The organism is Amycolatopsis sp. NPDC114505, assembly GCF_055633615.1.
Map to the genome: position 1 here is coordinate 1,007,837 of NZ_JBVKDV010000003.1, position 20,404 is coordinate 1,028,240.

15 protein-coding genes are annotated in these 20,404 nt (G+C 70.4%); 9 read left to right on the forward strand and 6 right to left on the reverse strand.

The features are described from left to right. Nucleotides 1-114 precede the first annotated feature (114 nt). Nucleotides 115-1,134, forward strand: a complete 1,020-nt coding sequence (locus tag ACZ7OU_RS33965; protein ID WP_470258358.1) for a lytic polysaccharide monooxygenase — start codon at nucleotides 115-117, stop codon at nucleotides 1,132-1,134. A gap of 25 nt (nucleotides 1,135-1,159) precedes the next feature. On the opposite strand, the gene ACZ7OU_RS33970 is transcribed toward ACZ7OU_RS33965, so the two are convergent. Continuing rightward, entirely contained in the window at nucleotides 1,160-2,575 is a 1,416-nt protein-coding gene (locus ACZ7OU_RS33970; protein WP_470258359.1) for a LacI family DNA-binding transcriptional regulator, read from the reverse strand. 192 nt (nucleotides 2,576-2,767) lie between these two features. Here ACZ7OU_RS33970 and ACZ7OU_RS33975 point away from each other — a divergent pair, with 192 nt between their 5' ends. Continuing rightward, on the forward strand, nucleotides 2,768-4,039 hold the full coding sequence (locus ACZ7OU_RS33975) for an ABC transporter substrate-binding protein (protein ID WP_470258360.1): 1,272 nt from the start codon (nucleotides 2,768-2,770) through the stop codon (nucleotides 4,037-4,039). A 105-nt stretch (nucleotides 4,040-4,144) separates the two neighbouring features. Beyond that, nucleotides 4,145-4,669 carry a GNAT family N-acetyltransferase gene (locus tag ACZ7OU_RS33980; protein WP_470258361.1) on the forward strand — a complete coding sequence of 175 codons (525 nt, stop codon included), beginning with the start codon at nucleotides 4,145-4,147 and terminating at the stop codon, nucleotides 4,667-4,669. Here the strand turns inward: ACZ7OU_RS33980 and ACZ7OU_RS33985 are convergent. The 5 genes from ACZ7OU_RS33985 to ACZ7OU_RS34005 all read right to left on the reverse strand — a co-directional run bounded on the left by ACZ7OU_RS33985 (nucleotide 4,666) and on the right by ACZ7OU_RS34005 (nucleotide 13,252). Beyond that, nucleotides 4,666-5,427 (reverse strand): GH12 family glycosyl hydrolase domain-containing protein, encoded by a 762-nt coding sequence (locus tag ACZ7OU_RS33985; protein WP_470258362.1) that lies wholly within the window; start codon nucleotides 5,425-5,427, stop codon nucleotides 4,666-4,668. The two genes, ACZ7OU_RS33980 and ACZ7OU_RS33985, sit on opposite strands and share 4 nt — an antisense overlap. An 82-nt stretch (nucleotides 5,428-5,509) precedes the next feature. After that, on the reverse strand, nucleotides 5,510-7,312 hold the full coding sequence (locus ACZ7OU_RS33990) for a glycoside hydrolase family 6 protein (RefSeq protein ID WP_470244533.1): 1,803 nt from the start codon (nucleotides 7,310-7,312) through the stop codon (nucleotides 5,510-5,512). A gap of 26 nt (nucleotides 7,313-7,338) precedes the next feature. Beyond that, nucleotides 7,339-8,859 (reverse strand): cellulase family glycosylhydrolase, encoded by a 1,521-nt coding sequence (locus ACZ7OU_RS33995; RefSeq protein ID WP_470258363.1) that lies wholly within the window; start codon nucleotides 8,857-8,859, stop codon nucleotides 7,339-7,341. Between the two features lie 10 nt (nucleotides 8,860-8,869). After that, nucleotides 8,870-11,749: a glycoside hydrolase family 48 protein gene (locus ACZ7OU_RS34000; RefSeq protein WP_470258364.1), complete on the reverse strand. Its 2,880-nt coding sequence runs from the start codon at nucleotides 11,747-11,749 to the stop codon at nucleotides 8,870-8,872. Nucleotides 11,750-12,256: 507 nt separating this feature from the next. Continuing rightward, nucleotides 12,257-13,252, reverse strand: a complete 996-nt coding sequence (locus ACZ7OU_RS34005; protein ID WP_470244536.1) for a LacI family DNA-binding transcriptional regulator — start codon at nucleotides 13,250-13,252, stop codon at nucleotides 12,257-12,259. 250 nt (nucleotides 13,253-13,502) lie between these two features. Here ACZ7OU_RS34005 and ACZ7OU_RS34010 point away from each other — a divergent pair, with 250 nt between their 5' ends. The 6 genes from ACZ7OU_RS34010 to ACZ7OU_RS34035 all read left to right on the forward strand — a co-directional run bounded on the left by ACZ7OU_RS34010 (nucleotide 13,503) and on the right by ACZ7OU_RS34035 (nucleotide 20,401). Beyond that, nucleotides 13,503-14,807: an ABC transporter substrate-binding protein gene (locus ACZ7OU_RS34010; protein WP_470244537.1), complete on the forward strand. Its 1,305-nt coding sequence runs from the start codon at nucleotides 13,503-13,505 to the stop codon at nucleotides 14,805-14,807. Nucleotides 14,808-14,811: 4 nt separating this feature from the next. After that, nucleotides 14,812-15,801, forward strand: coding sequence for a carbohydrate ABC transporter permease (locus ACZ7OU_RS34015; protein ID WP_470258365.1), 990 nt, complete (start codon nucleotides 14,812-14,814; stop codon nucleotides 15,799-15,801). Then, nucleotides 15,798-16,655 carry a carbohydrate ABC transporter permease gene (locus ACZ7OU_RS34020; protein WP_470258366.1) on the forward strand — a complete coding sequence of 286 codons (858 nt, stop codon included), beginning with the start codon at nucleotides 15,798-15,800 and terminating at the stop codon, nucleotides 16,653-16,655. The genes ACZ7OU_RS34015 and ACZ7OU_RS34020 overlap by 4 nt, the downstream gene beginning before the upstream one ends. Continuing rightward, nucleotides 16,652-18,064: a GH1 family beta-glucosidase gene (locus ACZ7OU_RS34025; protein ID WP_470258367.1), complete on the forward strand. Its 1,413-nt coding sequence runs from the start codon at nucleotides 16,652-16,654 to the stop codon at nucleotides 18,062-18,064. The genes ACZ7OU_RS34020 and ACZ7OU_RS34025 overlap by 4 nt, the downstream gene beginning before the upstream one ends. A gap of 199 nt (nucleotides 18,065-18,263) precedes the next feature. Next, on the forward strand, nucleotides 18,264-20,030 hold the full coding sequence (locus ACZ7OU_RS34030; RefSeq protein WP_470258368.1) for an IlvD/Edd family dehydratase: 1,767 nt from the start codon (nucleotides 18,264-18,266) through the stop codon (nucleotides 20,028-20,030). A 74-nt stretch (nucleotides 20,031-20,104) separates the two neighbouring features. Continuing rightward, nucleotides 20,105-20,401: a DUF3040 domain-containing protein gene (locus tag ACZ7OU_RS34035; RefSeq protein WP_470258369.1), complete on the forward strand. Its 297-nt coding sequence runs from the start codon at nucleotides 20,105-20,107 to the stop codon at nucleotides 20,399-20,401. Nucleotides 20,402-20,404 lie beyond the last annotated feature (3 nt).

Genomic DNA, 20,404 nt, shown 5'->3' on the forward strand with positions numbered 1-20,404 from the left:
CCGGAAGCGACCACCACCGCGTATCCTGATCGTGAGAGCGCTCCCAGTCTTCGACGCACGCTACCCGACGAAGGGACAGACGTGACCAGGAGACGAAGTACGATCCTCGCCGCCGTGACCGTGTTGCTGGCGAGCCTGACGGCGATCCTGCTGAACACCGGCACGGCCGAGGCGCACGGCGCCCTGATGAAACCGGGCAGCCGGACGTTCCTGTGCTGGCAGGACGGGCTCAGCTCGACCGGCCAGATCATCCCGCAGAACCCGGCCTGCGCGGCCGCGGTGGCCACCAGCGGCGCCAACTCGCTGTACAACTGGTTCGCCGTGCTGCGGTCCGACGGCGCCGGGCGCACGCGCGGCTTCATCCCCGACGGGAAGCTGTGCTCCGGCGGCAACCCGGGCTACGCCGGCTTCGACCAGGTCGGCGACTGGCCGCTGACCCACCTCACGTCCGGGGCCTCGTTCGACTTCTCCTACAACGCGTGGGCCGCGCACCCGGGCTGGTTCTACACGTACGTGACGAAGGACGGGTGGGACCCGTCGAAGCCGCTCACCTGGGACTCCCTGGAGGACCAGCCGTTCCTGACGATCGACCACCCGCCGGTGACCGGCCAGGTCGGCACGGTCGACGGGCAGTACAAGTGGACCGGCGCGCTGCCGGCGAACAAGTCCGGGCGGCACGTCATCTATTCGGTGTGGAAGCGCTCCGACAGCGCCGAGACGTTCTACGGCTGCTCGGACGTCACGTTCGACGGCGGGCACGGCGAAGTGACGGGCGTGAAGGACCCGGGCACCCCGCCGACGACGCCGACGACGCTACCGCCGTCGGGTGGTTCGTGCATGGCGATGTACGAGGTGACGAACGCCTGGAGCGGCGGTTACCAGGCGACGGTGACGGTGATGAACCACGGCACGACGGCCTACCGCGGCTGGCAGGTGGGCTGGACGCTGCCGACGGGCCAGACGATCGGCAGCGTCTGGAACGGCACGCTGAGCCAGTCGGGCTCGGTGGTGACGGTCCGCAACGCCGACTGGAACGGCGCGGTCGCCCCCGACGGCGACACGACGTTCGGCCTGGTGGTGAACGCGGCGGGGACGAACCCGGCCCAGCCGTCACCGACCTGTCAGGGGAGCTGAGTCCCGTTGGCGGCACCGGCCCCGTTCAGTGGACGGGGCCGGTGCTGCCCCGGGTGATCAGCCGCGGCCGCGAGGCCAGGACGTCCCCGACGTCGTCCCCGGCGATCAGATCCCGCAGCATCGACGCGGCCAGCCCCCCGAGCTCCGGCAGCGGCCGCCGGATCGCGGAGAGGGCGGGCCGCACGAGCCGGCAGAGTTCGGAGTCGTCCCAGGAGACAACGGAGAGCTCCCCGGGCACGGCGAGCCCGAGTTCCCGAGCGGCGACGAGCGCCGCGACGGCGAGGGAGTCGGTGTCGCAGAGGAGCGCGGTGGGCCGCGGGTGGGCGGTGAGGATGCGGCGGATCGCATCGGCCGAGGGTTCGATGTGGAGGGTGGTGGAGTGAGCGGGCCAGGCCCGATTTCCGGTGACGGCGGGCCGGATTCCTTGACCGGCGGCCGAAATCGCCCCGAGAAGGTCACCGCGACCGCCGACCGCCCTCAACCCGGCCTGCCCCGCACCGCCGCCGTCGGAACCAGCTGCCGGGCTGGCGCCGGGAGGCCCACCACGATCCAGCCGACCGACGGCCCACGAGCCGCCGCGATCATCCGAACCAGCCGCCGGGCTCCCGCCGAAACGCCCACCGTGGTCCAGAGGATCCGCGGCCCACGAGCCGCCGCGATCGGCCGAACCAGCCGCCGGGCCCGCACCGAAACGCCCACCCCCCTCCAGCGAATCCACAGCCCACGAGCCGCCGCGATCGGCCGTGCCCGCGGTCGGCGACCCGGCCCGCCCCGCACCTCCGCCCCACGCCGGCCCAGCGCCGCGGCGCTCTCCGAGACCGCACGCCGAGCCGGCCTGCCCACCCGACAACCCCAGCCGCCGCAGCTCCGCCGCGAAAGCCGCCGCCCGCTCCCCCTCCTCCGCGAACGCCGCCGCCCCCGGGACCCGGACCACGTGCCGGTGTCCCAGCGCCGCCAGGTACTCCAGGGCCTCCGCCGCTCCCGCCGTGTCGTCCAGCCGGACCGACGGCACGCCCGCCAGCCCGCCCGGCCCGCCCAGCACCACCGCCGGCAGGCCGATCCGCACCAGCTCCGCCGCGCAGTCCGGTCCTGTCAGCAGCACTCCGTCCACCTTGCGCTCGGCGCGCCAGCGGCGGTACACCGACAGCGCCTCGTCGCGGCCCGGGGCGATCCGGACCAGCAGCTCCGGGGAGAACCCGTCGAGCAGGGCCGGGAAGAACGCCTCCGACGGGCCCTCGAGCACCAGCCCGATCGCCCCCGCCCGGCCGCCGGACAGGGCGCGCGCCGTGCTGCTCGGGGACCAGCCCAGCTCTCGCGCTATCCGCGTGATGCGGTGGCGGGTCGCCTCCGAGACGCCCGGGCGGCCGTTGAGCGCGTACGACACCGCGCCCTTCGACACGCCGGCCTCCCGCGCGATGTCGGTGATCGTCGGACGCTTCATCGCATTCCTTCCCCGCATGAAATTCCCGCATGAAATTCCCCGCATGAATTCCCCGCACGAAAGTTCCGGACGCGAATGCGTGTCCGCCCGGACACCCGCCGTCGCGCACCTTGACACCCGGCGGTCCCGGAAACAACACTCCGTCCGGGAGCGCTCCCAATCACGAGGGAGTGAGCCCCGGAGGGGGAGCGCATGAGGCTGATCCGAAGACGGCTGGCCGTCGCCGTCGTCGTCGTCCTGGTCGTGCTGACCGGCGGCTGCGGCCCCGCCACGCCCGAGCGCATCACGCTCACCCTGGCGACCTTCGGCGAGTTCGGCTACGACGACCTGATCCCCGGGTACAAGTTCACCCACCCCGGGATCGACGTCCGCCAGGTGAAGACCGACCAGGGCGGCCCGTACCACCAGGACCTGCTGGGCAAGCTGCAGAGCGGGCAGGGCCTCGCCGACGTCCAGGCCGTCGAGGAGGGCCACCTCTCCGACGTCCTCGCGCAGTCCGCCAAGTTCGCCGACCTGGCCGAAATCGGCCCGCCCGACGTCAAGCCGGGCCGGTGGCTGGAGTGGAAGTACGAGGCCGGCCGCAGCAAGGACGGCAAGCTCGTCGGCTACGGCACGGACATCGGCCCGCTCGCGATGTGCTACCGCAAGGACCTCCTCGAGGCGGCCGGGCTGCCGACCGACCCCGGCTCGGTCAAGACGATGTTCGCGACCTGGGACAGCTACTTCACGGCCGGCGAAAAGTACGTCAAGCGCTCGAAGGGCAAGGCGTGGTTCGACTCCGCGGCGCAGAACTTCAACGCCATGGTCAACCAGCTCCCGGTCGGCTACCTCGACCGCGAAGACCATCCGACGCTCGAGACGAACACCGCCCTCCGGGACGCCTGGAACCAGGTCACCACCGCCGTGAAGCAGGGCCAGTCGGCCGGCCTCACCGCCTTCGCCGACGACGGCAACAACGGCCTGCGCCTCGGCGCCTTCGCGACGAAGGTCTGTCCATCGTGGATGCTCGGCGTCATCGAGCAGCAGGCCGGGATCGGCAACGCCGGCAAGTGGGCGATCACCGACGCGTTCCCGGACGGCGGCGGCAACTGGGGCGGCTCCTACCTCACCGTGCCGGCCGCGAGCGAGCACCCGAAGGAGGCCGCCGCGCTCGCCGCCTGGCTGACCGCGCCGGAGCAGCAGCTGCACGCGTTCCGGGCGAGCGGGAACTTCCCCAGCCAGGTCGACGCCTTCACCTCCCCCGACCTGCTCAGCGAGATGAACGGCTACTTCGGCGGCGCGCTGAGCGGGCAGGTCTTCGTCGCCCAGGCCCAGAAGGTCGGGAAACCGCAGTACAAGGGCCCCGGCGACGGGAAGATCCAGGAGACGGTGGTCGCGCCCGCGCTCCAGTCGGTCGAACGCGGCGCCGACCCGGCCGCCGTCTGGCAGCAGGTGCTCATCGGCGTGCACCGGGTGGTGCCCTGACACCTTCCGGGAGGAGGACACCCGGCGTCTCCCGTCTACGATCAGGACACAGTGGACGAAACAAACCCAGTCGCGCAGCACTCCCCCGTTTGACACCCTGGCCGGGTGACGACTCCCGACCTCTCCCCGCTCGCCGGCCACGCCGTCCGCAACCCCGGTCCGGCCGACCACCTGCCCGTCCTCGCCGTCCTCGACTCGTGGTGGGGCGGCCTCGGCGGGGACGAGGGCTCCCGCCAGCGGGCCCTTCTCCTGCCCAAGCTGATGTTCCAGCACTTCACCGGCAGCAGCTTCCTGGTGACCGCCGACGACGGGATCGTCGCGTTCCTGATCGGGTTCCTCTCGCCGTCCCGGCCGGCCGAGAGCTACATCCACTTCGTCGGCGTCGACCCCGCCGAGCGCGGCAAGGGTCTCGGCGCCGCCCTCTACGAACGCTTCTTCGCCTACAGCCGGGCCAACGGCCGGAGCACCGTCCGCGCGATCACCTCGCCGGTCAACAAGGCGTCGCACGCCTTCCACACCCGGATGGGGTTCGTCACCGAAGCCGGGCCGAAGGAGGTCGACGGCCTGCCGGTCCAGCCCGACTACGACGGGCCGGGCCTGGACCGGCTGTCCTTCCGCAAGGACCTCTAGCCCGACACGCTGAACGAGCGCACGCCCAGCCCGGTCTGGCCCTGCCACGGCTCGAACCCGAACTGGACGCTCGTCAGGTACCAGGCGTCGCTGATCTTGCCGCGGTTCACGCCGTCCCGGGTGAAGTCGGACAGGCTGACGTCGAGACTGTCCGTTCCGGAGTTCCGGACGTAGGAGATCACGTTCCAGCCGATGTTCCCGAACCAGACGGTCCACGTCGCGCCGGCGAGCTGCGCGGTGCCGATCACGCTGCCGACCGGCTGCGGGGCACCCCGGTGGTTGCCCCAGATCATCACCTCGGCGCCGGTGTTCTGCCCGGCCGGGTTCGGTGTGGGGTCGTACCAGACGTCGTAGGCGGCGTCCCACTGTCCCGCCTGGACGGTCGTGCAGTCCACATGGGACCGCAGCGAGCCGACCGACCGGACCTGGCGGGGCAGCCCGCTGTTGGCGCTGCAGTTGCCGTAGTGGCAGCCGGCGTAGACGGACGGGTAGCTGCCCGGCGCGCCGTTGGTCGGCCGGTTGTGCGACGCCGTCGTGACGGTGAACCCGGAGGCGGACACCGACAGGCACTGGGTCGTGTCGTCGCCCCAGTTGTTGTTCTGCACGATGTACTTGCCGCTCTGGATGCGCAGCGAGCCGTACTTGTCGCACAGCTGCGTGTCGGCCGCGGCCGGTGGGGCGGTCAGCACGACTCCGCCGGACAGCAGCACGCTCGCGGCCCCGAACGACGCCAGTGTGGCCCGTAGCCGGTTCTTCATGGGAGCTCCTCTGCTCGAAGGGAGGGGTGGAGACCCGGGCCGGACGGCGGCTGCGCGGCACCGCCCGGCCCGGGAGCTTCGGTTACGACACCGGCGGGTAGGCGTTCTGGACCAGCTCTTCGAACTGGGCCTGGAACCACTTGCCCGACAGCGGCGAGTTCGGCAGGGCGCCGGTCAGGTTGCCGCCGTTGGCCTGGTCGCTGCCGTGGTAGGTCGGGTCGCACATCCGGTCGAAGCCCTTGCCCTCGTCGTTCGGGATCTGCGAGCTCGCGCCGTCGGACTCACCCGGCGGCTTGATCCAGACGTAGGCGTCGAAGTGCGCCGCGGGCGACGCCGTCGGGCGCAACCCCAGCCCGGCCCCGCTCTGGTTGCACCAGTTGCCGCGGTGCAGCCGCCGGTCGATCCGGCCCGAGTTGACGTAGGCGTCCACAGTGGATCCGGAGGCGCCGCTCGGCCGGGCCGAACCGCCCCAGCCGTTGCGGGAGGTGTCGACCAGCATGCCGATGCCGCTCGGCAGGCCCGCGGAGACGAACGCGTTGTACATCGCCGTGGCGAACGGCACCTCGGCGAAGTACGGGTTCCACTGGTAGAACGTCGCCGACCGCAGCGGCTGGCCGCCGACGTTGAGGTTCGAGTCCGGCAGGTTCGGCTCGGTCAGCGGGGTGTAGTTCGCCGTGTCGCTGATGAAGCCGTCGATGCTGTTCACCCCGGCCGTCGTGCCCTGCAGCGTCTGCTTGACCAGGTTCACGAACGGCTGGAAGTTGCTGTCCCAGCCCAGCCACGCCGAGTGCGCGATGTCCAGGTAGTTGTAGACGTTGGAGATCGCGTGCAGCTTATTCAGCGCGTACTGGATGCCCTGGGTGTACGCGCCGGTGGACTGCGCTTCGGCGCACTTGGCCGTCGCGGTGTTGGTGATCAGGTTCGGCAGCGAGTCCGGCTCGACGACCGCGACGACCCGCAGCGGCGCGTACTTCGAGTCCGACAGGATCGAGGCGATCGGGTCGATGTACTCGCTCTTGTACCGGGCCAGGCCGTTCGACCCGGCCTGCAGCTCACCGTTGGACGCCAGCGCCGCGCAGTCGCGGTTGGGCAGGTCGTAGACGACGATCTGGATCGTCACCGGCGTGCCGCCGCTCTGCTGGGCCAGCGCCGCGTCGAGGTGCCCGCGCAGGCCGCGCGCGCTCGACGTGCCCTCGATCGCCGCGATCCGGTCCAGCCAGACGGCCGTGGACGTGTTCGCCACCTTGGCCATCTGGGCGCCGAGCGTGCCGCCCTTGGCCGCGGCCGCCGCGCTCACCTCACCCGACCAGTCCGGGTTCACGTACCCCTTCGCGCCGGAGTACGGGTTGTCCACGTGGGTGCCGGGGTTCGGTGTGGTCGTCACCGTGGTGGGCGTCGTCGGGGTGGTGGGCGTCGTCGGGGTCGTGGGCGTGGTGGTCGGGTCGCCGGTGCTGCCGGTGCAGACGACCCCGTTGAGCGTGAACGACGTCGGGGCGGCGTTCGACCCCGAGTACTGGCCGTTGAAGCCGAGGCTCGCGGTGGCGTTCGTCCCCAGCGTGGCGCCCCAGGACGGGTTCTTCGCGCTGACGTGCTTGCCGGTCTGGGTGAACGTCGCGCTCCAGCCCTGCTGGACCTGCTGGTTGCCGCCGAAGTCCCACTGGAGGTCCCAGCCGGACGTGATCGGGTCACCCAGGTTGGTCACCGTGATGTTCGCGGTGAACCCGGGCTCGTACAGGTTGGTCGCGTAGGTGACCTTGCAGCCGGTGGCGGCGACCGCCGGGCTGCCGCCCGCCACCAGCAGCCCGGCGACGACCGCGGCGGCCGTCACCGAGGAAGCCGCGGCGAGCCGCACCTTCCTCTTCGGGGACCAGAATTCACTCTTCATCGAGTGTGCTCCTTCGTGTTGTCGGGTCAGGCGCTGCAGGGGGTGGAACCGATGGCGAAGCCGCTCGGGTTGCCGGTCGAGGCGCCGGTCGCCTGGAAGCCGATCGACGTCGAAGCGCCGCCGGCCAGGTCCGGCGCCCAGGTGGGCGCCTTGGCCGTCGCCTGCTGTCCGGATTGCGTGACGGTGGCGCCCCAGCCGCCGGTGATCTGCGTTCCCGAAGGCACGGTCCAGCCGAGCGCCCAGGTCTTCAGCGGCGTGGTGCCGGAGTTCTTCAGCGTCACCGACGCCACGAAACCGCCCTGCCACGCGTTGTCGACGTGGTAGGTGACCGCGCAGCTCACCGCGGGCGGCGGGTCGGTCGTCCCGCCACCCGAGCCCACGGGTGGGATCAGGTACGGCTGCAGGATCGCCTGCTTGGCCTGGTTGACCGTCGTCCAGTCGTCGTTGAGGATGCCGCCGGTGTCACCGGAGTTGGGGTTCCACGACCAGTACGTGAAGCTCATCCCGGTCGCGCCGGTGCCGGCGTACTTCATCAGCTCCTGCAGCCAGGTCTTGTCGCGCGGGTCGGCGAGGGTGGTGCCGAACTCGCCGAGCAGCACCGGCGCGATGTTCTGCTTCTGCAGGTAGCCGAAGAAGTGGTCCCACAGCGACGGCAGGTTCGCCGGGAACGACGGGTCGGAGAACCACGGCTGGGCGAACACCGACGTCGCGTACTCGTGCGCCGAGTACACCAGCTTGTCCGGTTTGGACAGTCGCACCGGGAACTGGCGGGCGCCGGAGAGGTTGCCGCCCCACCAGCCGCACTGCGGGTCGCCGGTGCCGCTGACGCAGTCGACGCCCTCGACGATGACCAGCCAGTCGGGGTTGGCGGCCAGGACGGCGTTGCCGCCGCGTTCGGCGGCGAGCCGCCAGTCGGTCGCGGTGTCGCCGCAGCCCCAGCACGCGCCGCCGCCACCCTGGATGGAGTGCGGCTCGTTGTGCAGGTCGGCGCCGATCACCGTCGTGTTGCCCTTGTAGTGCTGGGCGAGCATCGTCCAGTCGGACAGCCAGCGGCTCTCCGGGTACGCGCTGGTGTACCAGAGCGGGGACTGCGCGCCGGAGTCCGGCCGGTGCTGGTCGAGGATGACGCGCATGCCCTTCGTGCCGGCGTACGCGATGATCTTGTCGAGCACCTGGAGGCCGGAAAGCCCCTGCAGGTCCGGGTTCTGGACGGCGTCGATGCTGTTGGGCTTGACGCCGGCGTCGAACAGCTGGTTGGAGTACGGCAGCCGCAGCGTGTTGTAGCCGAGGCCGGCCATCTGGTCGAGCATGTCCTTGTAGTTGCGGCTCCACAGGCCGTGCGGCGAGTAGTTGCCGGTCTCGGCACCGAACCAGTTGACGCCGGTCATCCGCACCGGCGCACCGGTGGCGTCGACGAGCTGGGAACCGGACGCGTGCCAGTAGCCGGTCCCGGTACCGGAAGCCGCGGGGGCCGCGGTGGCCGGGGACGCCGTGAGAACGGCGCCCCCGACCAGTGCGGCGACCGCGAGGGCGAGCAGTCGCTTCATCGAGTGCCTTTCAGCCGAACAGGGCGACGTGGGCGGCGAACGCCGTGGCGATCTCCGACTGCGCCCAGAACCGGTGGTAGGTGAACGTCGGCGCGGCGCCACCGTCCAGGTAGGACTGGACCTTCGGCCACTGTGGATCGCTCTTGTAGAACGACCGGATCGACTCGAACGTGGAGCTGGAGTTGATCGCGTCGCCGTTCGGCATCGTGCCCGTCCAGCCCGTGGGCACGTACAGCCCCTGGTCCGTCGTGGCGTTGTAGGCGTCGTCGAACCGGTTGTAGTCCGTCCGGGTCTCCGGCACCGCGATGCCCTGGGTGTCGGTGTTCGCCGAGAGCGCCGTGAGCAGCTGCTCCCCCACGGTCTTCGCCGAGGCGTTGCTCGACCCGGACGCGTAGTAGAGCAGCGTCTTGGCCAGCGAGGCCGCGACCCCGACGTCGTTGCTGTAGTTCTTCACCGTGACGTGCAGGCTCGTGTTCGACCCCGGGCTGGACGCGTTCCACGTGTCCGGCGCGCCGCTCCAGCCGAGGTCGGCCGGGATCTGGAAGCTCCCGCCGGCACCGACCGTGGTGTTCGCGATCGCCCACGGGACCCACTTGTCGAGGATCTTCTTCGCGCGGGCGTCGCCGGTCGCCTGGTAGTACTCGGCGATCCGTTCCATGCCCCACGTCTGGAAGCCGAACCACTGGTTGCTCGGCGGGTCGTGCCAGACCGGCTGCTGGTCGTAGAACATCCCGTAGAACGTCGGCGTGCCGGACGGCGGGGTGCCGTACTGGCCCTCCCAGCTGTTGGTCGCGCCGCCGGCGAGCCCGCCTTCGGACGACTGCAGCCACTGCAGGAACTCCATCTGCCGGCCGAGGCTGGTCGCCCAGTCGCTCGCGCCGGTGGCCGAGGTGACCTTCAGCCCCGGGTCCGTCGACAGCGCGTACGCCGCCAGCGGGTTCTGGTAGCCCTGGTGGGCCGCGCCGTCACCGATGCGCCAGGCCCACGCGCTGGCCGAGTCCATCGACCCACCCCAGGCGTAGTACCAGGAGACGAGGTAGTGCTCGCTGTCCTTGCCGCTGCCGGCCGCGCAGCTCGACGCGCCGACGCAGTTGCCGATCTTCTTGAAGTACTTGTCGAACAGCGAGTACCGCAGGTAGTCGCCCATCTTCGACGCCTTCTTCACGACGGCGGCGACGTCCGAGCTCTTGCCCTGCGCGGCGGCCCACTTCTCGGCCTGGAAGGCCACCTGCACGGCGCGGGCGTCCGCGTCGGGCGCGTCGGTGTACTTCCACTGCTTCGCGTACGACGAGTCGCCGGTGAACAGGTCGAGGTAGCCGTTCTTGCCGCCGAACTTCAGGATGTCGCAGCTGGGCTGGGTGACCGTCTCCCAGACCGACTCCTGCGAACCGCGCTGGAAGGTGTTGATGAACGCGGGCGCGGTGTTCGTGCCGTCCTCGCAGTGGCCGAACTTGTAGATGTTGTCGACGTCGAGCAGCCAGTGCATGCCGTAGACGTCGGCCGAGCCGTAGGCCGCCTTCAGCTCCGCCGCGATCGGGTCGGCCCCGACGGACACGCCGGACTGCAGCTGCGACGGGTACTGCTTCGGGCTCGGGTACTCGGCCGCGTAGGTGGCGGGCTTGCTCGCGTTGTAGCCGGAGTTGCCCGGCTGGTCGGCCGCGGACGGGATCGCGTAGGTCTCGATCGACGTCCACGCCTGGTTGAACGGCGACCAGTCACCGGTGATCCGCCCGTAGGACGCTTCCAGCCACAGGTAGTAGCTGAACGCCTCCGACGTCGTCTCGTGGCCGTGGTCCGGCGCCTCGACGATCAGCGTCTCGATCGAGTGGTAGGGCACCAGGATGCTGCCGAACTTGCGGAAGTAGCCGTTGTTCGGGTCCTTGATCTTGTTGTACTGGGTCAGGAACGCGAGCTGGTAGTCCGAAGTGGACGACGAGATCTCGTTCACCGTCACCGTGGCCGCGGTGTAGCCGCTGCTGCTCGCGGTGAAGGTCGCGCTGCCCAGCGCTCCCCCGTTGTCGGCGCTCTTCACGGTGACGTTCTGCGGCGTGCTCCAGTTCGCCGACGTGAAGGTGAGGCTCGTCGGGGTCGCGGTCAGGTCGGTGCTGCCCGCGGTCCTCGCCACGCCGACCGTGACCGAGCCGGTGGGTGCGCCGGCGAGGGAGACGGCGAACGTCGTCGTCCCGCCCTGCTTGACCTGCGCGGTCGACGGCGTCGCGACGATCGTGGGCCCGGAGAGGACCTTCACGCTCACCGGGGTCGACGTCGTCGAGGCGTTCTTGTTGTCGTAGGCCTTGGCCGTGACCGAGTACGTCCCGGCGGGGACGTTGGCCCAGCTGCCCTCGAACGGCGAGGCCGTGTCGGTGGCCAGCAGCGTGTCGCCGGCGTAGAACTCGACCTTGCTGATGGTGCCGTCGGTGTCGGCCGCCGTGGCGGCGAGCGGGATGGTGGCCGGGGCGTAGTAGGTGCCGCTTGCGGTGGGCGACGTCAGGCTGACGGTCGGGGCCTTGTTGGCGCCGGTGCAGGCGGTGCCGTTGACCGAGAAGTCGGTGGGCGGGCGGTTGGCGGAGCCCTTCGAGCCGTTGAAGCCGAAGCTCGTGCTGGCGCCGGTGTCGAGGTGGCCGTTGTAGGAGAGGTTCGTCGCGGTCACCGCGGCGCCGGACTGGGCGAAGGTGGCGCTCCACCCCTGCTGGACCTTCTGGCCGTCGAGGAACGTCCAGCCGACCTTCCAGCTGTCGAGTGCCGCGCCGTCGTTGCGGAGCGAGACGTTGGCGGTGAACCCGGTGTCCCAGTCGTTGGTGGTGTAGGTGACGGAGCAGGCGACGTCGGCGGCGAGCGCCGAGGAGGGGACGACCAGCGCGGCGGTGAACGCGACCACGGCCGAGGCCATGCTCAGCGCGCGGCCGCGTAACCAGCGCGTTCGGCGCACAGGGCGCCATCGGGGAGAGGAACGCATGGCTTCGGAACTCCTTTGTCCGTAGGGAGCCAGCGATCTGGGAGCGCTTCCAGGCGCAGACGGTAGCCAGCCGGAAACGTGGATGTAAAGAATCGAGTCAGAAGGACACCGCGGCCGCGGACGTCACACCTACGCTCCCGACTCGCCCCGGCCCACTGAACACTCCTGAACAGCCGCGGCCGATCGTCGCCGCGTCACTCGAACGGCCCAGCGAAACGGTCACGCGCCGTGTCGAGCGAACACCGTTTAGCGCCGAAGGCGTGCACCTCAGGCGGGACCGCTCCCAGCCACCGGCGCCCCCCACCGTGTCGTCCATCCAGGTACGCGTGTCGTCCGCGCAAGTACGCGTGTCGGCCATCCCGGCACGGCACCCGTCCCGGACTCAGCCGGACGACACGCGTACGCGCATGGACGACACGCGTGCGCAGGTGGACGACACGGTCAGCTCGAGGCGCGGACCGCCAGGGAGACCGGGAGGATCTGCTGCCGCGGCTTGAGGCTCTGGTCGTCGAGGAGCTGCATCAGCGTCTCGACCATCGCGTGGACCTGCTCGCGCGGGGACTGGTGCACCGATGTCAGGGGTGGGTCCATGGCCGGGGCCAGCGTGGCGTTGTCGTCGAAGCTGACCACCGCGACGTCTTCGGGGATGCGACGGCCGGCCGCGTCCAACGTGCGCAGCGCGCCCACCGCCATCATGTCGCTCGCGACGAACACCGCGTCGAGGTCGGGGTGCCGCGCGAGCAACGCCGACATCGCGGAAGCGCCGCCGGACAGCGTGAAGTCGGCCTCTTCGGCCAGGTCGGCGGGGTCGAGCCCGGCGTCGAGGAGGGTCTTGCGCCAGCCGGCGAGCCGGTCGATCGGGGCGCTCTGGTCCTGCGGCCCGGCCACCGTCCCGATCCGCCGCCGCCCGGCCGCGACCAGGTGCTCCACCGCCAGGCGGGCGCCGCCCTCGTTGTCGAAGTCGACGACGTGGACGCCGCGGCGGATGCCGGCCGCCTGCCCGCCGAACACCACCGGGATCCGCAGCAGCCGCAGCGCCTTGGGCAGCGGGTCGGCCCGGTGCGGCGCGAACACCAGCGCGCCGTCGACGTGGCCGCCCTCGAGGAACCGGACGGTCCGGCTCAGGTCCTGCCGGGTGTCGCTGAAGATCAGCACCATCTGACGGCCGACGTCGGCGAGCTCCCGGTAGCCGGCCCGCATGACGGCGGCGCGGTACGGGTCGTCGAGCAGCAGGTCCTCGGGCTCCGACAGCACCACCGCGATCGCCCCGGTGCGCCGGGTGACCAGCGAACGAGCCGCCTGGTTCGGGGAATAGCCCAGGTCACGGGCCGCGGCCTGCACCTTCTCGCGCGCCGCCGCGCTGACGTACGCGTCGTCGTTCAACGCGCGCGACGCCGTCGACCGCGACACGCCGGCGAACGCCGCGACATCCTCCAACGTCGGCCGCTCTTCATCCCCTGCTCGAGGCCCCACGCCTACCGCCCTCGCTCCCACAACCACCTGGACGCCGACAGCTTAACCGGCAGGCGGAGACGAAGTCCGGGAGCGCTCCTCGCAGGAAACACTCCGGTCACGACCCCTTGACACCGGTGAAGGCCCCCAGCAGACTCTGCGACACCTGGGAGCGCTCCCAGTCGGGCTCCCAGCAGTGAGAGCGCTCATTCCCGTCAACAAGGTGGTTGAACACGTGAGAACGATCCGGAACGGCCTGGTCCTCGCACTGGGCATCACGATGACGGCGCTCGGCGCCACGGCTTGCGGCAGCGGCGGTGACAGCAGCACCCCGCCCGCGGCGGGCCCGAACGAGCACGTGGACCTGACGCTGGCGACGTTCACCGAGTTCGGCTACGAGGCACTCATCCCGGAGTACGAGCGGCTGCACCCGAACATCAAGATCACCCACCGCAAGACCGGCCAGGGCGGCCCGTACCACGAGGACCTCGTCACCAAGCTCGCCGCCGGCTCGGGCCTCGCCGACGTCACGGCGCTCGAAGAGGGCCACCTGTCCGACTTCCTCGACAAGGGCTCGAAGTTCAACGACCTGAGCAAGATCGGACCGGCCGACGCCTCCCCCGACCGCTGGCTGAGCTGGAAGTACGACGCTGCCAAGACCAAGGACGGCAAGCTCATCGGCTACGGCACCGACATCGGCCCGCTCGCCATGTGCTACCGCAAGGACATGTTCCAGGCCGCCGGCCTGCCGACCGACCCCGAGCAGGTCAAGCCGCTGTTCGCCACCTGGGACAGCTACTTCGCCGCCGGCGCCGACTACGTCTCCAAGTCGAAGGGCAAGGCCTGGTTCGACTCGGCCGCGCAGAACTTCAACGCCATGGTCAACCAGCTCCCCCAGGGCTACATCGGCAGCGACGACAAGCTCGCCGTCGAGAGCAACCAGGGCATCAAGGACGCCTGGACCAAGGTCACCGACGCCGTCGCCAAGGGCGAGTCGGCCAAGCTGACCGCGTTCAGCAACGAGTGGAACACCGGCTTCAAGCAGGGCGCGTTCGCCACGAAGGTGTGCCCGGCCTGGATGCTCGGCGTGATCAAGGAGCAGGCGGGCCCCGAGAACGCCGGCAAGTGGGCGGTCACCGCGGCCTTCCCCGGCGGCGGCGGGAACTGGGGCGGCTCGTACCTGACCGTGCCGACGCAGTCGAAGCACCCGAAGGAAGCCGCCGAGCTGGCCGCGTGGCTGACCGCGCCGGAGCAGCAGATCAAGGCGTTCCAGGCCAAGGGCACCTTCCCGAGCCAGGTCAAGGCCCTCACGGACCCCGCACTGCTGAGCAAGACCGACGACTACTTCGGCGGCACGAAGGTCGGCGAGCTGTTCGCTGAGCAGGCCAAGAAGGTCCAGAAGCCGCAGTACAAGGGCCCGGGCGACGGCCAGATCCAGGAGAACGCCTCCAGCCCGGCGCTGCAGGCGGTCGAACAGGGCAAGTCGGCGGCGGACGGCTGGAACCAGATGGTCGACGCCGCGAAGAAGATCACGCGCTGAGCCGATGACCGTCCTCGACAAGGTCGCGCCGGAAGGGAGTAAGGCCGGGGAGCGCACGTCTCCCCGGCCCACCTTCCGTCACCGGTTGAGCCGGTGGGACGTCAAGGTCTCGCCGTACCTCTACATCGCGCCGTTCTTCATCCTCTTCGGGATCGTCGGGCTGTTCCCGCTGCTGTACACCGCGTACGTCTCGCTGTTCAAGTGGGAAGCCGGCAGCGACGACCCCGACTTCATCGGCCTCGACAACTTCAAGGAGCTCTTCGCCGACGCGCAGTTCTGGAACGCGCTGACGAACACGATCAGCATCTTCCTGCTCTCCAGCATCCCGCAGATCATCATCGCCGTGCTGCTGGCGGCCCTGCTCGGCTCCCGGCTGCGCGGTGCGACCGGCTGGCGGGTGGGCATCCTGCTGCCGTACGCGGCCAGCCTCGTCGCCATCGGCATCATCTTCGCCAACCTCTTCGGCCCGAAGTACGGGCTGATCAACGGCGTGCTGCAGACCATCGGGCTGGATCCGGTCGACTGGCAGGCCAGCCGGTTCGGCAGCCACGTCGCGATCGCGATCATGGTCAACTGGCGCTGGACCGGTTACAACGCCCTGATCGTGCTCGCGGCCATGCAGGCCATTCCGAAGGAGCTGCACGAAGCGGCCCTGATCGACGGCGCCGGCACGTGGCGCCGCTTCTGGAACGTCACCCTGCCGCTGCTCCGGCCGACGCTGATCTTCGTCACGATCACCTCGACGATCGGCGGCCTGCAGATCTTCACCGAGCCGAAGCTGTTCGACGCCATGCCCGGGTCGAACAACGGCGGTTCCACCAACCAGTTCCAGACCGTGACGCTGTACCTCTACCAGACGGCGTTCCAGAACGCCGATCTCGGTTACGCCTCGGCGATCGCCTGGGTGCTGTTCGTGATCATCGTGCTCATCGCGCTGGTGAACTTCTTCCTCACCGGCCGGATCGCGCGTCCCCAGGCGGTGAAGAAGAAATGACCACCCTCCAGAGTGGACTGAGGCGGAAGGTCGCCACGCTCGGCAAGCCACGCAAGGCGACCTACGTCGTGCTGGCGATCTTCGTGCTCGGTTCGCTGTTCCCGTTCTACTGGTCGTTCCTGGTGGCCAGCCGCGACAACGGGATGCTCACCGAGCGCATCCCGCCGTTCGTGCCCGGCGGCAACTTCTTCGCCAACGCCGCGCGGGTGTTCGACACCGTGCCGTTCTGGAAGGCACTGGCCAACAGCGTCATCGTGTCCGGCACGGTGACGCTGACGACGGTGCTGTTCTCCTCGCTGGCCGGGTTCGCCTTCGCGAAACTGCGGTTCCGGGGGCGCAACAAGCTGTTCGTGTTCATCGTCGTCACGCTCGCAGTGCCCACCCAGCTGGGCATCATCCCGCTGTTCATCGCGATGTCCGAGCTGGGCTGGACGGGGAGCCTGACGGCGGTGATCGTGCCCAACCTGGTCACCGCGTTCGGCGTGTTCTGGATGCGGCAGTACACAGTGGACGCGCTGCCGTACGAGCTGATCGAGGCCGCGCGCGTCGACGGCTGCAGCATGATCCGGATCTTCTGGAACGTCTGCCTGCCCGCGGTCCGGCCGGCCGCGGCGATCCTGGCGATGTTCACGTTCATGATGTCGTGGAACGACTTCCTGTGGCCGCTGGTGGTCCTGGACGCGGGCAACCCGACCGTCCAGGTCGCGCTGGAGAAGCTCCAGAGCGGCTACTACGTCGACTATTCGCTGGTGCTGGCCGGCACGACCCTGGCCACCATCCCGATCCTCATCGTCTTCGTCCTCCTCGGCCGCCAGATCGTGGCCGGGATCATGCAAGGTGCCGTGAAAGGGTGACCATGTCCGTACATCCCGACAGCGTTCGGGCGGAGACCGCGCAGATGTTCCCGCCCGGCTTCGTCTGGGGTGCCGCCACGGCGGCGTTCCAGGTCGAAGGGGCCACCACGGCCGACGGGCGCACCGACTCGGTCTGGGACGTCTTCGCCCGCCGCCCGGGTGCGGTCGTGGGCGGCGACACCGGCGACCCGGCCGCCGACCACTACCACCGGTACTCCGAGGACGTCGGCCTGATGCGCCGGCTCGGCCTCGGCGCCTACCGCTTCTCGCTGGCGTGGCCCCGGGTGCGCCCGGACGGCGGCGCCCCCAACGCCGCCGGGCTCGCCTTCTACGACCGGCTGGTCGACAGCCTGCTGGAGGCCGGGATCGAGCCGTGGGCGACGCTCTACCACTGGGACCTCCCGCAGGCGCTCGAAGAGCGGGGCGGCTGGACGAACCGGGACACCGCCTACCGGTTCGCCGAGTACGCCGAGACGGTGCTGGAGCGCCTCGGTGACCGCGTCGCGAGCTGGTCGACGCTGAACGAGCCGTGGTGCGCGGCGATGCTCGGCTACGCGGGCGGCATCCACGCACCCGGCCGCACCGACCACCCGGCCGCCGTCGCCGCCACGCACCACCTGCTGCTGGGGCACGGGCTGGCGATGGACGTGATCCGCCGCCACGCGCCGGGCGTCCCGGCCGGCATCACGCTCAACCTGTACCCCGTCGTACCGCACGACCCGGCGAACGTCTCCGACGTCTCCGCGGCCCGCCGGATCGACGGCCTGCAGAACCGGCTGTTCCTGGACCCGGTGCTGCGCGGCGGCTACCCGGACGACCTGGTGGCCGACCTCGCACCGTTCGGGCTCGGGGACGTGGTCCGGGCGGAGGACGCGGCGATCATCGCGGCGCACATCGACTGGCTGGGCGTGAACTACTACCGCGACTACCGGGTGGCGGGCCGTCCGGTGCCGGGCAGCGAGCCGGCGGGCCCGGAGTGGGTCGGAGCGGGCGACGTCCACTTCGTCCCGGACCCGGCGGCCCCCCGCACGGACTCCGGCTGGGAGGTCCAGCCGGCCGGACTGACGGAGTCGCTGCTGCAGGTCCACCGCGGTTATCGGAGCGTCCCGCTGTACATCACGGAGAACGGAGCGGCGTACCCGGACATAGTCTCCGACGGCGGTGACATCGTCGACACCGACCGCGTGGCGTTCCTGGACTCCCACCTCCGAGCAGCGCACGACGCCGTGGCGGCGGGCGTGGACCTACGCGGCTACTTCTACTGGTCGTTGCTGGACAACTTCGAGTGGGCCGAGGGGTACGCAAAGAGGTTCGGCCTGATCCACGTCGACTACGCGACACAGGTCCGAACGCTGAAGCGCAGCGCCCACTGGTACTCCCGAGTGATCGGCTTGAACGGCCTGGGCTGACACGGGGCACCGCGAGGGACCTCGAGACCAGCCACCGACGAGAACCCAGACCCCCCGCACCCCGATCCGAAGCCAGAACACGGCCGGCAGCACCGGGTCAAGGCATCTTTCCCGCCTTGACGCGGTGTTGCCGGCCGTAGTCACAATGACAGGCTTCGGGGTGCCGGAAGGGCTTTGAGCCTATGCCAAACTGGCCAGTATGGGACTGCGCAGCGAAGCTTGGTTCAACAACCCCGCCGACCCCGGAATGACCGCCCTCTACCTGGAGCGGTACATGAACTGGGGCTTGACCAGGGAAGAGCTGCAGTCCGGCAAACCCATCATCGGCATCGCCCAGACCGGCTCCGACCTCTCCCCCTGCAACCGCCACCACCTCCAGCTCGCCGACCGCACCCGCGAAGGCATCCGCGAGGCCGGCGGAATCGCCATCGAGTTCCCGGTCCACCCCATCCAGGAGACCGGCAAGCGCCCCACCGCCGCCCTGGACCGCAACCTCGCCTACCTGGGCCTGGTCGAGACGCTCTACGGCTACCCGATCGACGGCGTCGTCCTCACCACCGGCTGCGACAAGACCACCCCGGCGTGCCTGATGGCCGCCGCGACCGTCGACATCCCGTCGATCGTGCTCTCCGGCGGCCCCATGCTCAACGGCTGGCACAACGGCGAGCGCACCGGGTCCGGCACGATCGTCTGGAAGGCCCGCGAACTGCTCGCCGCCGGCGAGATCGACGACGCCGGGTTCATGGAGCTCGTGGCGTCGTCCGCGCCGTCACCGGGGCACTGCAACACCATGGGCACCGCCTCGACGATGAACGCGCTCGCCGAGGCGCTCGGGATGAGCCTGCCCGGCTGCGCCGCCATCCCCGCACCGCACCGAGACCGCGCCCGGATGGCCTACCTGACCGGACGAAGGATCGTCGAGCTGGTGCGCGAAGACCTCAAGCCGTCGGACATCCTGACGCGCGAAGCGTTCGAGAACGCCATCGTGGTGAGCTCGGCGATCGGCGGCTCGACCAACGCGCCCATCCACATCGGCGCGATCGCCCGGCACGTCGGCGTGGACCTGCCCCTCGACGACTGGCAGCGGCTCGGCCACCGCGTCCCGCTGCTGGTCGACCTCCAGCCGGCCGGGAAGTACCTCGGCGAGGAGTTCCACCGCGCGGGCGGCGTCCCGGCGGTGGTGCACGAGCTGATGCGGCACGGGCTCGTCCACGAGGACGCGCCGACGGTCAACGGCCGCACGCTCGGCGACAACTGCCGCGACGCCGAAGCCGGCGACCGGGACGTCATCCGGACCTTCGACACCGCCCTCACCGCCGACGCCGGCTTCCTCGTCCTCAAGGGCAACCTCTTCGACGCGGCGATCATGAAGTCGAGCGTGATCTCGCCCGAGTTCCGCCGCCGGTACCTGGCCGGCGGCGTCTACGAGGGCACGGCGGTCGTGTTCGACGGCCCCGAGGACTACCACGCCCGCATCGACGACCCGGACCTCGGCGTCGACGAGCACTCGCTGCTCGTCATGCGCGGCACCGGCCCGCTCGGCTACCCGGGCTCGGCCGAGGTCGTCAACATGCGCCCGCCGGCCGAGCTGATCAAGCGCGGGGTGCACGAGCTGCCGTGCCTCGGCGACGGCCGCCAGTCCGGCACGTCCGGGTCGCCGTCGATCCTCAACGCGTCCCCCGAAGCCGCGGCCGGTGGCGGGCTGGCGGTGCTGCGGACCGGCGACCGGGTGCGGATCGACCTCGCCGCCGGCACCGCGAACGTGCTCATCCCGGACGAAGAGCTCGCGCTGCGGCACAAGGAGCTGGCAGAGTCGGGCGGGTACCCGGTCCCGGAAGCGCAGACCCCGTGGCAGGAGATCCAGCGGTCGATGGTCGACCAGCTCTGCGACGGCATGGTGCTGCGCCCGGCGGTGGCGTACCAGCGGATCGCGAAGACCAAGGGCATCCCCCGCGACAACCACTGACTTTCCCCGGAAAGTGCCGCTTCGGACGCCGGCGGAACGGGTACCACTGCGATAGCCGAGGCGAGGAGGCCCCCATGCTGCCGGATCGCGAACGCCACGCTCTGCGCGAGATCGAGGCGGAGCTGCAGGCGAGCGACCCCGCGTTCGCGGCAGCCTTCGCCGGCCGCACCCCGCGGGAAACCAGGCGGTGGAACCTGTTGCTCCTGCTGTCCGACATCACCGCGGGGCTCATGCTGGTCGTCGGCCTGTTCGCGCGCGACGCCGGGCTCGTGCTGTGGGGCACGGTCGGCGCCGGCGCCCTCGTGGCGTGGCACATCGCCCGCGCCGAGACGGCCCGCGGTCCGGCCGCGGACGGCACCGAGCGGCCCTGACCG

What these genes read in the sequence shown, in the direction of transcription:
- ACZ7OU_RS33970 (WP_470258359.1), bottom strand. Translation starts at nt 2,575, where the DNA reads ATGAAGCGTCCGACGATCACCGACATCGCGCGGGAGGCCGGCGTGTCG.
- ACZ7OU_RS33975 (WP_470258360.1), top strand. Translation starts at nt 2,768, where the DNA reads ATGAGGCTGATCCGAAGACGGCTGGCCGTCGCCGTCGTCGTCGTCCTG.
- ACZ7OU_RS33985 (WP_470258362.1), bottom strand. Translation starts at nt 5,427, where the DNA reads ATGAAGAACCGGCTACGGGCCACACTGGCGTCGTTCGGGGCCGCGAGC.
- ACZ7OU_RS33990 (WP_470244533.1), bottom strand. Translation starts at nt 7,312, where the DNA reads ATGAAGAGTGAATTCTGGTCCCCGAAGAGGAAGGTGCGGCTCGCCGCG.
- ACZ7OU_RS33995 (WP_470258363.1), bottom strand. Translation starts at nt 8,859, where the DNA reads ATGAAGCGACTGCTCGCCCTCGCGGTCGCCGCACTGGTCGGGGGCGCC.
- ACZ7OU_RS34000 (WP_470258364.1), bottom strand. Translation starts at nt 11,749, where the DNA reads ATGGCCTCGGCCGTGGTCGCGTTCACCGCCGCGCTGGTCGTCCCCTCC.
- ACZ7OU_RS34015 (WP_470258365.1), top strand. Translation starts at nt 14,812, where the DNA reads ATGACCGTCCTCGACAAGGTCGCGCCGGAAGGGAGTAAGGCCGGGGAG.
- ACZ7OU_RS34020 (WP_470258366.1), top strand. Translation starts at nt 15,798, where the DNA reads ATGACCACCCTCCAGAGTGGACTGAGGCGGAAGGTCGCCACGCTCGGC.
- ACZ7OU_RS34030 (WP_470258368.1), top strand. Translation starts at nt 18,264, where the DNA reads ATGGGACTGCGCAGCGAAGCTTGGTTCAACAACCCCGCCGACCCCGGA.
- ACZ7OU_RS34035 (WP_470258369.1), top strand. Translation starts at nt 20,105, where the DNA reads ATGCTGCCGGATCGCGAACGCCACGCTCTGCGCGAGATCGAGGCGGAG.